Annotated in this window: 14 protein-coding genes; 4 read left to right on the top strand and 10 right to left on the bottom strand. The window is 39.6% G+C overall.

The window, feature by feature from the left end; translation table 11 throughout:
- The 4 genes from L634_RS32485 to blaOXA all read right to left on the bottom strand — a co-directional run.
- Positions 1-140, bottom strand: a 140-nt coding sequence (locus L634_RS32485; protein WP_198029691.1) for a transposase, incomplete at its 3' end; no start/stop codon positions are given.
- 200 nt (positions 141-340) lie between these two features.
- On the bottom strand, positions 341-1213 hold the full coding sequence (locus L634_RS30605) for an endonuclease/exonuclease/phosphatase family protein (protein WP_034261945.1): 873 nt from the start codon (positions 1211-1213) through the stop codon (positions 341-343).
- A 125-nt stretch (positions 1214-1338) separates the two neighbouring features.
- Positions 1339-1638: a hypothetical protein gene (locus L634_RS0104510; protein ID WP_026581412.1), complete on the bottom strand. Its 300-nt coding sequence runs from the start codon at positions 1636-1638 to the stop codon at positions 1339-1341.
- A gap of 176 nt (positions 1639-1814) precedes the next feature.
- The gene (gene blaOXA, locus L634_RS0104500) at positions 1815-2615 is read right to left on the bottom strand and encodes a class D beta-lactamase (protein ID WP_026581411.1); all 801 of its coding nucleotides are present in this window, start codon (positions 2613-2615) and stop codon (positions 1815-1817) included.
- A 142-nt stretch (positions 2616-2757) separates the two neighbouring features.
- Between blaOXA and L634_RS0104495 the strand changes: the two genes are divergently transcribed.
- Complete coding sequence (locus L634_RS0104495) at positions 2758-4104, top strand: aminotransferase-like domain-containing protein (protein WP_026581410.1); 1347 nt, start codon at positions 2758-2760, stop codon at positions 4102-4104.
- A 346-nt stretch (positions 4105-4450) separates the two neighbouring features.
- Here the strand turns inward: L634_RS0104495 and L634_RS34860 are convergent, their stop codons facing one another.
- Positions 4451-4885: a CBO0543 family protein gene (locus L634_RS34860; protein ID WP_026581409.1), complete on the bottom strand. Its 435-nt coding sequence runs from the start codon at positions 4883-4885 to the stop codon at positions 4451-4453.
- A 996-nt stretch (positions 4886-5881) separates the two neighbouring features.
- Positions 5882-6403 carry a MarR family winged helix-turn-helix transcriptional regulator gene (locus L634_RS0104480; RefSeq protein WP_026581407.1) on the bottom strand — a complete coding sequence of 174 codons (522 nt, stop codon included), beginning with the start codon at positions 6401-6403 and terminating at the stop codon, positions 5882-5884.
- A gap of 445 nt (positions 6404-6848) precedes the next feature.
- Between L634_RS0104480 and L634_RS0104475 the strand changes: the two genes are divergently transcribed.
- Both L634_RS0104475 and L634_RS0104470 read left to right on the top strand, forming a co-directional pair.
- Positions 6849-7340, top strand: a complete 492-nt coding sequence (locus tag L634_RS0104475) for a hypothetical protein (RefSeq protein ID WP_026581406.1) — start codon at positions 6849-6851, stop codon at positions 7338-7340.
- A 57-nt stretch (positions 7341-7397) separates the two neighbouring features.
- Positions 7398-7694: a 4a-hydroxytetrahydrobiopterin dehydratase gene (locus L634_RS0104470; RefSeq protein ID WP_026581405.1), complete on the top strand. Its 297-nt coding sequence runs from the start codon at positions 7398-7400 to the stop codon at positions 7692-7694.
- A gap of 331 nt (positions 7695-8025) precedes the next feature.
- Here L634_RS0104470 and L634_RS32195 read toward each other — a convergent pair whose 3' ends face one another.
- Together L634_RS32195 and L634_RS0104460 are read right to left on the bottom strand one after the other, a co-directional pair.
- Positions 8026-9336, bottom strand: coding sequence for a VWA domain-containing protein (locus tag L634_RS32195; protein WP_198029689.1), 1311 nt, complete (start codon positions 9334-9336; stop codon positions 8026-8028).
- 691 nt (positions 9337-10027) lie between these two features.
- Positions 10028-11200, bottom strand: coding sequence for a YhgE/Pip domain-containing protein (locus L634_RS0104460; protein ID WP_026581404.1), 1173 nt, complete (start codon positions 11198-11200; stop codon positions 10028-10030).
- A 180-nt stretch (positions 11201-11380) separates the two neighbouring features.
- Between L634_RS0104460 and L634_RS0104455 the strand changes: the two genes are divergently transcribed.
- A complete protein-coding gene (locus L634_RS0104455) occupies positions 11381-11989 on the top strand; it encodes a TetR/AcrR family transcriptional regulator (protein ID WP_026581403.1) in 609 nt (202 codons plus the stop codon).
- Positions 11990-12057: 68 nt separating this feature from the next.
- Here L634_RS0104455 and L634_RS0104450 read toward each other — a convergent pair whose 3' ends face one another.
- Positions 12058-13140, bottom strand: a complete 1083-nt coding sequence (locus L634_RS0104450) for a YkvI family membrane protein (protein WP_026581402.1) — start codon at positions 13138-13140, stop codon at positions 12058-12060.
- A gap of 72 nt (positions 13141-13212) precedes the next feature.
- Positions 13213-14319, bottom strand: coding sequence for an o-succinylbenzoate synthase (menC, locus tag L634_RS0104445; RefSeq protein ID WP_026581401.1), 1107 nt, complete (start codon positions 14317-14319; stop codon positions 13213-13215).
- Between the last annotated feature and the right edge of the window lie 14 nt (positions 14320-14333).

Raw genomic sequence — 14333 nt, 5'->3', positions numbered from 1 at the left:
TTCATTTCACACAGCCTTCTCAATATCGCTCCTATATCTCGTCTCAACTTTCCATAAATTACTTTTCTTCTGTATTTTGGGATGAAAACGATGTGGTACTTACAATTCCACCTGGTATGTGATAAACTATTGTCACTCATGAGTACTGCTCCTTTCGTTATATAGAAGTTGGTTTGACGGCCAGTTTCTATTATAACGATAGGAGTTTTTTTATGTCACATTACCACTCTAGAAGCTTTGTTTTCACACGTGCAGAGCACGTGGTTTTAAAACCTATAATAAAAAAGATCTTGCCATTTTACTCGGCAAGATCTTTTTTCGTAATGTAATAATTATTTTTTCATTTGTTTCCATTATAAAATGGCTGTTCTCGGTCCAAAACAATTTCCGCGAAGATTGGCAGATGATCGGAAGCCAGCGTATGAATCACTTCAGTATTAATCGTTTCAACGTCCTTAGATGTAAAGATATAATCAATCCGCTTTGCAGGATGATCGGCTGGATAAGTATTCGCATAATCTTGATCTGTAAAAACATCCAGGTAATTGCTGTACATTGGTTTCATTTCATTGCTTTCAGGAGCAGCGTTTAAATCGCCGAGTATTAATTTTGGCCCCTTTGATCCGCTGGTAATTTCTATAATTTCATTGATTTGCATTTCCCGTTCAGCCGAAGTCAGTGCCAGATGGGTGTTATAAAAATGCAAGTTATTTCCCTTAACATTTATGGTTGCTTCCAAAAGACCCCGCTGTTCCGTGTTTCCGATTTTCGATAAGAAATGATTTTCAGAATAGATGATCGGATATTTACTTAAAATAGCTGTCCCATATTGGCGGCGCTGATCTCCTTCGTTTAAAGGCTCACGGTCCAGGTTCGCTGCATATGTATAAAACATTCCGAGACGTTCTGCCAGCCACTTTGCCTGATCCTGAAAATCGCTTCGGTCGGACCAATGATTATCCACCTCTTGAAGGCCAACAATATCAGTATTGGATTCTTCTATTATTTTTGCAATTCTTTCTAAATCTAAAACACCGTCTTCCCCTTCACCATGATGAATGTTATAGGACATCACCTTGACGTTTACCGGCTGACCGCGATCCAAACTGCTTACTTCTGCAAAAGAACTGTTACCTATACCTAATAGCATAAGTAAAATCATGAATAATACACTTAATACCTTCCGCGTGCGTTTTTTTCCCCGCTTCCTCATATTGCATGCCTCCTCCTGAAATTTAATTACTATAAGAGGATAACAATCTAACGAAAAGGCTCTATTGCTTTTATGTAAAAAAGGATTAAGTTATGTTACATATTTGTTAATCCAATCCATTTATCCTATTTATTTACTCCTGTTCTGCTGGAAAGTTTCCATAATAACAAACCATGCGTGAGTAGAAAGCTGAGGTTTTCTCTGCGGCTGAAAGCCTTTGCTTCTGACCAGACCCTAAAGGGCACTGAAAGGTTCGCTAAATGTACTACTTTTACTATTTCAAATGCAGTTTTGCTACACACCCCACGTGTCCTTGATGAATGCGGCAACACAGGATGTTGGTGAAAATCCAAAATAAGGATTTCATAATTAAGTAGCTTCAAGAAGCTATTTTTTGGTTTAAAATATAAGCCAAGTTCCGCCATGCTGCAGCTCCACAAATCATTTACTAAAGATCTGTATAATGAACATATACCCTATCAAAAAAATGCTCAAAGCATGTTGGCTTCGAGCATTTTTTAGTTCCCTTTTCCTTTTCCTGGCCTTCATCTGATTTCAGCATTCAACCGGGCAAAAGCCGGCTGCTAGGATTCTAAGATTATTAGTCTATAATAATATCCCTCTCCTTCAATACCTCCACCGCAATATTCTTCGCCTCTGTCCCTGTTCCATCAATATTGACTGCAAACACCCAGGTCCCCTTCTCATTCTCGATAAAACCAACATACCAGCCCAGTCCCATATCTGAAAGCCTCGTCCCTGTTTTTCCATGCAAAGTATATTGGTCCTGTTCATCCTGGATCATCATTCTTTTAACTGTCTTTTGATGTTTTTCGGCAATCGGCAGCTCTTCCTCCACCAGTTTTTCTATAAAATTTGCCTGTTCAACAGCCGAAATTTTCAGGCTGCTGTCCAGCCAGAATGTATCGATTCCGCCTGAGATGTCCTGGTTTCCGTACTGGAAGTTTGTAACATACTCTTGCATCCTCGTTTCTCCGATGGTACTCGCCAGGTCCTGGTAAAACCATATGGCTGATTCCCTCATGGCCGAAGCCAGCGAGTGATCACGGTTCCAGTTTTCGAATTCCCGCTCAACACCATCCCACCGCTTCACCTCGTACTCATCTCTTACGGCAGAGGTCTCGAGGCCAATCAGTGCATTTGCTGCTTTAAATGTTGATTCAGGGGTAAATCTTCTTGTGCTTCTCTCCTTGTTATAGACATAGACCTTATCATTCTGAAGATTTTTCAGAACCAGCGTTCCCTCTTTTCCGTCAAAAACCTCTCCGATAGGCAGTTCCTTCGCATTCTGTTCCCCGGCATCAGCCGAAGCCGCCATTCCGCCAAACAGCAGCAGCACAGACAATCCTGCTAAGACAGCGCTCCTCATCCACTTCATCATTTTTCCTCCTTCATAGAATAGGATTTTTCTCATGATGTCAGCCCGTGTTTGTTCCCTTATACTATAAGCAACGCGACAGACACAGAAAAGAACTGTTTTTGCATTCTGTACCCATACAGATTTATAGAGAGGTGTGAATTCCATGGGGAATAAATACGAAGAAATCATGAATGAAATTCAATCAAGAATGGATGATGGACGGATTCAGGCCGGGGATAAACTCCCTTCTGTCCGCAGCTTTGCAAAAGAATTCAATTGCAGCATCAATACAATAATGAAAGCATACAGCGAATTGGAAAAAACACATCGAATCTACTCCATTCCTAAAAGCGGCTACTTCCTGGTAGGCAGTGATACCCCAAAGAAAACCCAGCCCGTGGTCATCGACTTCTCCTCAGCAGGTCCCGACAAACATAAGATGCCCTACCGCGACTACCAGCATTGCATGAATCAGGCAATCGAGCTTTATAAAGAGGAAATGTTCCAATACTCAGAACCGCTTGGATTGCCAAGCCTGCGCATCCAGCTTTCAAAGCAGCTGCAGGAGCTGCAGGTGTTTGCCCCTCCTGAAAGAATCTGTGTGGTATCCGGATCCCAGCAGGCTCTGGATCTCTTAGTATCACTTCCGTTCCCGAATAGAAAAGAAGAAATCTGTGTAGAGCAGCCAACCCATTTTAGTTTTATAGATTCGATTACTTCACGCGGCCTTAACGCTGTTGGCATCGAAATGGGCCAAAATGGCATTGATCTTGATTATTTAGAAAAAGTATTTAAGGAAAGAAGCATCAAATTCTTCTACACTGTCTCAAGGTTTCAAAACCCGACTGGCTACAGCTACACCAATCAGGAAAAAAGAAAAATGGTCGAGCTGGCACAAAAGTATGATGTCTACATAATTGAAGATGATTATATGGGAGATCTTGATACGAAAAGAAAGGCAGATCCGATGTTTACGTATGATCCATCCGGAAGAGTAATCTATACGAAAAGCTTCTCGAAAGTCTTGCTGCCTGGCTTACGTTTAGGATTGGCTGTTTTGCCTAAAGCACTGCTAAAGGATTTTACAAGAGCTAAATTTGCAGCCGATGTGCACACACCAGTCCTCACTCAGGGTGCACTTGAAATTTATCTCAGCAGCGGCATGTATAAAGCTCATATCCAAAAACTCAGACGGCAATACAAGAAAAAAGGCACCATCCTTAAAGAGGCCTATCTTGAACACCTTCCTGCCGGGGCGTCATTTACTGGAGGTGACTCCGGCTTCTACTCGACAGTCGAACTTCCAGGAAGAATGAAGGCAAAGCAGCTTGTTGAACATTTGAAAAAGAAAAATGTCCTGGTTCAGGATGCCACATTAATGTACCTTCCCGAATATCAAAAGGAAAATCGAATCCGATTGAGTGTGTCGCAGGTGGAGGATCGAAAAATTCCGGTTGGAGTGAGGAAAATTGGGGATGGGATTCGGGAGTTGGCATTTTCTTTTAGCTAAACGATAAGATTCGCTCCAATGAACAAGACTTTTTTGAATCCAAATTTTCCAGCAACAATCCACTTGCCACTAAATGATGAGAAGCGATCAAAAATAATAAAGTAAGGCACTAGAACAAAAGCATGTTTTTACCCATTTGCTGTATTTTTATCAGACATATCCTCAAATACCTATAATGAAGTGGGCGGAGAAAATAGTAATTAGTATAATACGAAGAGGCCGGTTTCTTCTGAACCGGCCTTCTTTCATAAGCAGTAATGCTCTTTCCATTTATATAATATTTAGCCTCCCCGAAAGTAATAAATGTAACTTCCAATTCGTGCAGATGGTTGAGTAACATGCTTTGTCACAGTATCAATAATTTTTTTACTTTATTCGCAAAAATCAGATTCACTGAAATAACAAACATATAGAAAACAAAGGAATACCACAACTTCCATTCCTTATATTGAAAAAGATTAAAAAAGGTTTCGGATGCCCACTCTAACGTACATAAAATTCCAGCCCAAAGTACAATGTAAAACAAATTATTAGGGTTATATTTACGATAGAAAAATATTGAAACAATAATGGGAATAGGATAAACAAATACTTGTAAAACCGAATCAAAAAATTCGCCATGGGCATAATCGAGTGTATCATAAAAATCAAGGGGCGGCCCGGCAAAAAGACTGTCTCCAACTGTTCCAAACCATGCATTAAACACATATATAGCTATTACTTCTGACTGCAGTAAAAATTGTTTTCGGCTATATAATAAAAAAAAACAATCCCCAAACAAAGAATGTTATGACAATAACAAAAATCTCATTCCTGTCAAAGCTTTTTGGCGTTAGTGGTTCTAGAAGTTTTAAAATATTGCTCAATGGAAACCCTCTCTTTTTTTATAATTGAACTAAAAATACTCATAAAATTTAGAGAAAAAAGGAGCACAATAATCGAGACGCTTAGATCTATAACAGGGTACCATGATTCTGTTTCTAATTTTAATACATTGATTATTAATAAGAACTGCTTAGAAAACAGATCAAAGCCGATCCAAATAAAAGAATAAAGAAGCTTATAAAACAAAGAACTACTTAACCGATATTGGTAAAACCCATAGAAGTAAACAAGGTAAGACCAAACCAAAATGTATATAGCTTATAAGTCTGGAGATAAGCTCTTCCTGCACAGATAATCTCCCATAAGCCAAAAAAATCTTAAAGTTTATATGCTGGCATAAAAAAGAAGTGAATAAATAATAGATGAGGCACTCAAGCTTATCAAATCTTTTTAACATAATCCTAAGAGAAAATAGCAGAAAAATGGAAAGAAGCAGCAATAATATTAAGATCATATTCATTTCTTACCACTCACCTAATTCTAAATGATTTTTTTATTAACTCTCGGCTAACTTTTATTTTGAATTTATTCAAATGGAATAAATCCAAAATTCATATTCTTCATGAATACACCTTAGAGTAACGACTTTATGCACCTCCTTTTCTTATCAGAATATTTCTGTAAAAAATCTATTTCATCAATAAAGCAGTTGTTTATTTTTGATTTTGCTTATTTCCTGTCTACTTCTTCAGAAACTATTAATAGTATGGTGCAAATAAAACCTAATTATTTGCGAAAGCAAATAATTTAGACTAGAATGAGATCCTTATTTTGCATAATGACCTTTTTCGAACGTGTACAATTTTGTCTGTAAAAACATAAAAAAGCCGGTATACACAAGATACGGATCGACCTTGTTTTATACCGGCAATTTGTTAGTGTGCAGCACTATTTAAGGTGTGTTTAATGATTTATTCAGTATAATATTTGAAGACTTCTCCAAAAACTCACTATATTGTTTTCCTAATAATTCATCACTTAACAAAGCAAAAACTTCAATAAATTTGGAAAAATCCTCTTTTGAAATTTTCTCGATTGATTCAACAATAAGCAGGTTCGAGTTAGTAGTATTTTCGTCAATAAAGTCCTGAACAAGTTTCCTTCCGCTTTCCGTTAGGGATATTTCCTTCATTCGGGCATCATTGCCATTTTCGACTTCGACAAAACCCTCATCTTTAAGCTTTGTAAGCTGCCGAAAAACATTTGAAATATTTGTTTGAGCCAAATAGGTAAGATCGGTCATATTTATATTGTTTGAATCAAAATATAGAATCCATAGAATCCGAAAGGCAGGAAACGATATTTCGTAATTTTTTAATGCTTTCCTAATATCGTTTTCAATTGCCATATTTAAACCTCTCATAAATGCAAACGCTAAATAACTTTTATGAAACTGTTCATACAATAACTTCACATATTCACCTCCCAAATTCTGTAAATACATTATTTCCAACCAATCTTTCTTTAAACTAATACCCAACAGATAAGTTTAAATATTATTCTTAATAATCATTACCCATTAATTGGATTAAATAGCATACCCTTCTTAACTAATCCATCCAATAAAAAAACAGCCTCTGTAATTTCGCTAAGTCCTATTTTACACAATATTTCCCATTTCTAAATAACCTGCTGCTGGTCACTTATTAATGGCTTCCTCCGCTTCCTCTTTGCTTAGTTCGCAGACGCCTAATCCCGCAAAGGCTATTATGATGGCAATTGATCCGCAACAAAAGAATGGTTTATTCCTTTAGGCAGGATGACCTGCGAGCCAGTAAAATAAAATGACATGACACCACAAATTTAATCATACCTATAATGATAGGGGTTCCAATATACATTAAAAGGAGATGTTTTTATTGAATCCTTATTATTATTACTATTATCGGGGCAACAATTGGGGAGTAATCTTAAATTTATTGCAGCACAGCTTATATGCGGAAGAAATGGTATGTGCGATGAGCTCTGAACTTTTTCATATACCAGCAACCAAAGATTTAGAAGGAAATAAGGAGATGCATAATCATCTCGTTCCTGCTTCGTATCATCGCATTACTGCCGTAGGCTCTGCCCAAAGACTCGTGAATGGAGAACAGCGCCAATCGATTATTGACACCATGACAGCTTGTATCATCAATGCCGAAAATCAAGATAAGAAGGTACGTGAAGGGTTAAAAACAATGGAAGAAAACGCAAGTAATGAGTATAAGGGCTTTATTAGACTGATCATCAGATGGCAGGATCAGGCAGAAAATTATTTAGCTCAAGCAAAAGAATCTTTACGGACGATGGGTGTTTCCTTTCCTTCTGCAGGAAGTGAACAGCAAAATGGAGAAAACAACCTTTACTGAGGACTGGTTTTCAATTTATGATTGCCGATGTCATATTTTGGAAGGGAACGGATAGGGATGACATGCTTATGTGATGAAAAAGTATCGCAGCAGTTAACCGGACTGCCAGGGTGGAAGAGAAAGGATAGGAAATGGATCGAACGCCGTTATCATTTCAATGAATATCTGGACGGAATCGCCTTTGTAAATCAAATAGCAGCAGCATCAGAAAAAGAAAATCACCACCCCTTCATTAGCATTCAATATAAACTGGTGACCGTCTCCCTGACATCTTGGAGTGAAAATGGCCTGACAGAGCTGGACTTTAAACTTGCCAGGCAGATTGAGGTTCTATATAATACTGTGTGTTTGTGATTAGAGTTTAGCAATAAAAAGGGGCCTACAGCAGAACTCGGAAAGCATACGATATCAAGGCCTAAATTAAGAAAAATCCTAAAATTATAGGGTGAAACATATTAGTCTTTACATTATGTTTCACCCGTTTTTTAATTTGATTTGAAAGATTCGGACTTTTTCGGCTATTCATCATAAAAAAGGCACGAACAAAATATTCATGCCTGATTATACTACCTCGATATCAACAAAACACTTACTGCCTGTTATTATACTTCTCATCGATCTCTTTTCTTGTTAAATTAAAGGAATCCTCAATTTGCTTGAACTTTTCATTATATAGTTCATCTTTCTAACTATACATATTCCTATAAAAATCTTCAAGTGCTCCGAACACATCTTGATATATAGCTGAATCAAGCTTTCCAGTCCCATTTAGATCCGTTAGTGTTCTTACACTTGTTTTATGGAATAATATGAGGTGATCAACTGTTTCTTCATTTAACTTCATCAATCTCTCTTTGTCTTCAGATAGTTGGTCGATTGCTTTATTAGTATTTTGATTATGCCAATCTACCCATTGGCTAATTGTATGGTTAGATTGTTCAAATTCCCGATCCAACTCGTTCTGATTTTTCACATCAATATATCGACCTTCTGCTCCTTCTGCAATCGCTTTAAGCTGGGCTGCGTCCTTAGAGGTTACAGATAACCCTATCACATTAATGATTGGTTTGATATCGGATTGTGCCAATAATTTTGCTTCTTCTTCAGGGTTTCCATCACATGTTTCTTCTCCATCAGAAACAAGATAAATGACATTAGTAGAATCATGATTGTTCTCAAGTTTACTCCCTACCTGTTTCAGTGACTCAGCGATAGAGGTCCAACCACTGGGTGATATGGAGTTTATGGCTGTTTGGAATCCTTGAGAATTATATTCTGATAGTAAATATATCTCCTCTATCCCTTTACATGAGATCTCTTTATCCTGGTCTGAACTAGTTCCCTTATGACCATACACAGTTAAGGACACTTTTGCATTTGGGGGGAGATTTGAAGTAAAATCCTGAATAGATTCCTTCGCTATGTCCATTAACTCTTTTCCACCTATTACCTTTTTCATTGATCCTGAGGCATCTAAAATGATCGCAACATTAATCTGATCCTTTAATTCTCTGCCATTTAATCGGATATTTGACGTTGTCTCAAGCTCCTCAATGTTTATTTTTCCTCTTGGCAAAAACGTGGACATGCCTGGCAAGTCAGGGAAATATGTTTCTACTAAAAATTGTTTTATAGTATTAGCTTTTTGCTCTTGACTAAGGTCCGATTCAACAATCGTTAATAATTCCTTATAGACCTGCTGTTTATCAGATTCAGTTACTTGCTCATGCTTAATCTTTGACCACCATTTCCCCTTTTCCCATTCTTCTGCTTCACCTAATGTATCCGGAAAACTGAAAGCTTCATCTGGATCTGATTCAAATGCTTCTGGCCACATTAAAGAAGGTTCACTCTCAGGTTTGGCTCCTTCGATGTTTGGTTTCGTTTCCGTTTCTTCTTCTATCGTGTCTTCGTTTGTTGTTAAATCAGCATCATTATTATTACCAGCCTTATCACTACAGCCAACAAGGAGCAAGAAACTACACATAATCAACATAAAAACATTCCTATTCTGCATACAATCACACCTTATAAAAAATTCCCCTTCTATACATAGCAGTATTTGGATAAAATTTCTATTCTTTTGTTCATTTTTCAAAAAAAACAGGACAAACCTCCTATCCATATATTCTATCTCTAGAAAAAACCAGCTTCTTGAACCTAATACTATCCATCTCCCGTAAATTAAACATGAGCTACATAAAAACCATTTATACCAAAATAGTAAGGTATAGTTTATATTTTTAGTATGAGAAAAAGAGCAGATATTCGTATCTATGTTGAATGAACTATCCTTTCATCATCCTTTAAATAAAATTAGATAAGAAATTTCCACATAAAAAAGCCGATAATTCATTCGCTAACGAATCATCGGCCTTTTTTATAACATTTTGTAAACGTAATAGATTTAAACTAAAGCAGTTCTAATGGTGTAACCCAAACTATTTGAGAAACAGGTTCTTTAGATTTTCTATATTCTTTTTGCTCGTTCCTCGATTTTACCGGCAGCCTTCTCTCCCTCTATCACAAGCCACATCGATAGCAAGATACCACATAAGATGTTTAACCTGCCTACCAAAGTTATAACTGTGACCAAAAGCCAGGCTCACAGCATAGGCCGTATAACTCTATGAAACAATAAGAAGTGCATCCATAAAACAGTTTAATTCAGCTGGCACTTAAACCTTTCATCCCCCAGCTTGAGCCGATACGTCTCTGTTCTTGCTCGGTTTAAATACCGAAGCAATCAGCACCACAAGACTTACTGCTCCAATGCTCGCTAATACAATGGTTGGCGAATTCCAATTTAGCCCTTTGCCAAAGAAAAAGAGTTCCCGAAGCCCTTCAACCATGAATCGCATCGGCAGCCACGAGTAGACCCAATCGCGATAAAAGGATGACATGAACTCTGGGGCCATTGCTAATAATGGTGCTCCAAAGAACAAAATTAGAACAAAAATCGGTATTCCCCGAATACCCAGCCACGATAGAACGGCAGAAATCATGGCGAAAAAGCTAAAAAAGGCAATGGATAAAAAGAGAGCCGTGTCTGTAAACTGGGGAATATCAACTCCTAACAGCTCCACGATCCAGGCTAAGCCAAATCCGGCAAAAAGTGCGAGCACCATTCCTGCCAAAACTTGAATAAAGCGGGCACCAATAGCTTCATTCCGAGAAGTAATGGAGAGCTTATTTATAACGAAGAAAAGAATGACTGCACCTGCGATACTTGCCATCCACAGAGGCTGAAATAATGAGACAGGTGCGTTTCCGTTCATATGATTGTCTCCGATTTCGTTAACATTTGTTACGGTTTTAGTGATAGGTGAAACCAAAAGAGACGCTTGTGACGCCGTGAGGGTCCCTTCCTGTTTTTCAAAGCCTTCCAATAATTGTGTGCGAAGATTTTGATTGATCTGATCGACAACACCGTTTAACACCTGGGATGTAACGTTCGCTGCCAGGGGGTTCATTCCCTGGTTAATCAAAATGCTCATTTCAGGCGAACTTGGCATCGGTGTTTGCAAGGATACCTGCTTTTCGCTGAAATCTTCCGGAATGATGAGGGCTGCGTAATATTCCTGGTTGTTTAAGCCGCGCATCACTTCTTCCTCGCTGCCAGCTGTAATCCATTTGACTGGCGACTCCGCCGGTGCATTTTCCCCAATCATGCCCGCTATTTTGTCTCCCATTCTCATCATGCCTTGACCCGGAACGTCAACCCCCGCATCCTTATTCACAATGGTAACAGGCAAATCTTTTGGCACTGGTTTTACAGATGGAGCCAATGTTAGGCCAAAGATCAAAACAACCGCCAATATAATGATGGGTGATAAAAGAAATAGTTTATTTTTTAACATTTTCATGTTCTTCCTCCCTTTCTTAATAAACACTGTGTTGATTATTGATCTCAATGTAAATTATAATGAATGAAATGGAAAGTACAATAAACAATATAGAAGTGTATGTCTGTTAGTTAACACTTAAGCCGGAAATATTCATAAACGATAAAAAAAAATTGAAGAAAGGCCGATAGAAAGATGCCAGATTTAAAAACGGACCGGAGAATCCTCCGGACAAAAAGAATGATCAGAGATGCCTTAACGGTGTTAATGGAGGAAAAAGGGTTTGAAGGAATAACCATCCGTGACTTGACCGAGAAGGCGGATATTAATCGCGGAACCTTTTACTTGCACTACCGTGACAAATACGATTTATTGGAACAAAGTGAGGACGAAATTTTTCAGGAAATCCAGGAGTTCATGAAGGATTTGAATCCGAGGGAAATCATCAGTGCCAACCTGCGTGGGGAACCTCTTCCGTTTGTTGTAAAATTATTCGAATACATGAGGGAAAACGGACGGTTTATGAAGCTGATATTAGGTCCACAAGGCGATCTTGCTTTTCAAGTAAAATTTAAGGAATTTATGAAAGAAAACTTCCTTAAAAAGCTCCAGACTATTTCAAATGAAAAAGATATTCTAGTACCTGTTGATTATTTAATGGCCTATGTGACGTCTGCTCACTTGGGTGTCATACAGCAATGGCTGGCGGATGACCTAAAGGATACCCCTCAGGAAATGGCACTCACTCTGGCTAAAATGACCTTCTTTGGCCCCATTCACACAGCGGGAATCCTCAAGGATTAGAGATGGCATTAATAAGGGGCAGCTCCAAGCAATGGAGCGGCCCCTTTATTTGAAGCACTTTTCTTTCATTACTGTTCAGCATGAATCCCGATATTTAGTCTTTCTGTTTTCCTCTTCCCCCTAAACCACGCAGCCACTATCGCCGCAATCAATGTAAATCCCAGATACCCCATCAACGGATAAACCGTTCCTACCAAAGTGATAAATCCTACAAAGCTTGCCCCAAAAGCAGCAGCTCCGAATAGGACAACAAAGAGATTGAATTTCGGATTCTCCCTTTTCACAAACCGTGCTGTGAATGCATAAAGCATGCCGACTGCTGTGTTATAGATCATGCCAAGAAGCACCACGAACATGAATATGCCAAACGCTGGTGAAATTTCATTTGCAAGCGCGAGAATTGGCATGCTTGAACCCCCAACGACATCCATTTTGACGAGCAGCCCTACATTGATCAGTAAGATCAGTACTCCCAGGCCAACACCGCCAAGGATTCCGCCCAGTCCAGCCTGCTTCTCATCTTTTGTCGTGCCGCCCATTACCGTTAGCATCGCTGCTCCAGCCGCTATATTATAAGAAACATATAGCAGTGCACCTATAAACCAGTTCGATGCAGCTGGCGTTTGGCTTTCCGCCAGCTTTTGAACTTCTGCCAAATCAATGCCTATTGTGCTTATAGCATACCCGCCGATCAAGATGACCATCAGCAGCAGGAATGGTGTCACAAGACTGATAATGGAAATGACCTTCTGGATATTCAGGCAAACCGTCAGGATCGCTAACACCGCCATGATGATATTCCCGGCCATGCCCGGGATGCCAAACTGCTCTTCAAAAATGGAACCGGACCCTGCCAGCATCACAGCAGCCACGCCGAAAAGGAAGAATGTAATGACGAGATCAACCGCCATTCCAAGATATTTGCCGCAAATATGATAGATGACATCCTTATGGGAGTCTGTCTGCAGCCTGCTGCCAAGCTGGGTTAAATTCATGCCCAGAAACGCAAACAGGAAGGTGGCTACGACGGCTCCAATGATTCCCATCCAGCCGAAGCTTGTGAAAAACTGCAGAATCTCCTGGCCTGAAGCAAAACCTGCTCCTACAATGACGCCAATAAACGCCCCGGCAATTTGAATACTCTTTTTCATGTTAATCCCCCTTTTTAATGTTAGAATTTTGCGACAATTGTTTTTAAAAGAGAAGAGGGTACCCCTCTCCCTCTAGGAATAGCTTTTTTCCGAAACAGTAAACTGCTTGATCGCTTCCAGATCAGGCTCATATCCAAGGCCTGGTTTTTCTGGCACTCGAATGATTCCATTATCAACGGTCACTTCCGGTTCAATTAGATCCTTCTCCCAATAGCGTGATGAAGCCGCTGTATCCCCTGGCATGACAAAGTTTGATAGAGTCGTTAAAGCGATATTGTGCGCACGGCCAATTCCTGATTCAAGCATGCCGCCGCACCATACCGGAATACCGCGCTCCTGGCATAGATCGTGAATTTTCTTGGACTCAGTCAGCCCGCCAACACGGCCGATTTTAATATTAATAATCTTGCAGCTTCCAAGCTCAATCGCCTTTCTGGCATCCTCATAAGAATGGATGCTTTCATCCAGGCAAACTGGGGTTTTGAGCTCTCTTTGCAGCGTGGCATGGTCGATGATGTCGTCTGATGCCAGTGGCTGTTCAATCATCATTAAATCAAATTCATCCAGCTGCTTTAACAGCTCAATATCTTGCAGCCTGTAGGCAGAGTTGGCATCAGCCATCAGCTGCACATCCGGAAAATGTTTGCGGACTTCCCTCATGACATCAACATCCCAGCCTGGCTTGATTTTGACTTTAATCCGCTTATAGCCTTCATGCACATGCTCTTCGATCAGGCGCAGCAAGTCTTCCACGGTATCCTGAATGCCGATGCTGATTCCCACATCAATTTCAGTGGCTGTCCCGCCTATGGCCGCAGCCAGCGGAATGCCTTTCTGCTTCGTATATAAATCCCAAACAGCACCTTCAAAGGCTGACTTCGCCATATTATTTTTACGTATGTAAGATAGGGTCTCGGACACTTCATCAGGGTGGCCAATTTCCTTGTTCAATAGCTCCGGTATAATAAAGTCCTCCAGCATATGCCAATTCGTTTTCAGTGTTTCTTCATTGTACCAGGGTGAATGGAACGCAACAGATTCCCCCCACCCGCTCAAGCCGTTTTCATCCTTGGCTTCAAGCAAAAGGAATTCTTTATCCTGAAACGTTCCGAAGCTTGTGGTAAAAGGTGCCTTCATTCTCATTTTCATATGGCGCAATACAACTTCTGTCACTTTCATAATCCATCCCGCCT

Origin of the sequence: Bacillus sp. J33 (assembly GCF_000518885.1) — a bacterium.
GTDB lineage: Bacteria > Bacillota > Bacilli > Bacillales > Cytobacillaceae > Cytobacillus.
The sequence above is the reverse complement of the archived record's forward strand: the minus strand, read 5'-3'. Positions and strand labels throughout refer to the sequence as shown.

Coding starts and splice junctions, on each gene's coding strand:
- L634_RS0104495 (WP_026581410.1), top strand. CDS start 2,758: ATGGGGAATAAATACGAAGAAATCATGAATGAAATTCAATCAAGAATG.
- L634_RS0104510 (WP_026581412.1), bottom strand. CDS start 1,638: ATGGCGGAACTTGGCTTATATTTTAAACCAAAAAATAGCTTCTTGAAG.
- L634_RS32195 (WP_198029689.1), bottom strand. CDS start 9,336: ATGTTGATTATGTGTAGTTTCTTGCTCCTTGTTGGCTGTAGTGATAAG.
- L634_RS0104470 (WP_026581405.1), top strand. CDS start 7,398: ATGACATGCTTATGTGATGAAAAAGTATCGCAGCAGTTAACCGGACTG.
- L634_RS30605 (WP_034261945.1), bottom strand. CDS start 1,213: ATGAGGAAGCGGGGAAAAAAACGCACGCGGAAGGTATTAAGTGTATTA.
- L634_RS0104460 (WP_026581404.1), bottom strand. CDS start 11,200: ATGTTAAAAAATAAACTATTTCTTTTATCACCCATCATTATATTGGCG.
- blaOXA (WP_026581411.1), bottom strand. CDS start 2,615: ATGATGAAGTGGATGAGGAGCGCTGTCTTAGCAGGATTGTCTGTGCTG.
- menC (WP_026581401.1), bottom strand. CDS start 14,319: ATGAAAGTGACAGAAGTTGTATTGCGCCATATGAAAATGAGAATGAAG.
- L634_RS0104455 (WP_026581403.1), top strand. CDS start 11,381: ATGCCAGATTTAAAAACGGACCGGAGAATCCTCCGGACAAAAAGAATG.
- L634_RS0104450 (WP_026581402.1), bottom strand. CDS start 13,140: ATGAAAAAGAGTATTCAAATTGCCGGGGCGTTTATTGGCGTCATTGTA.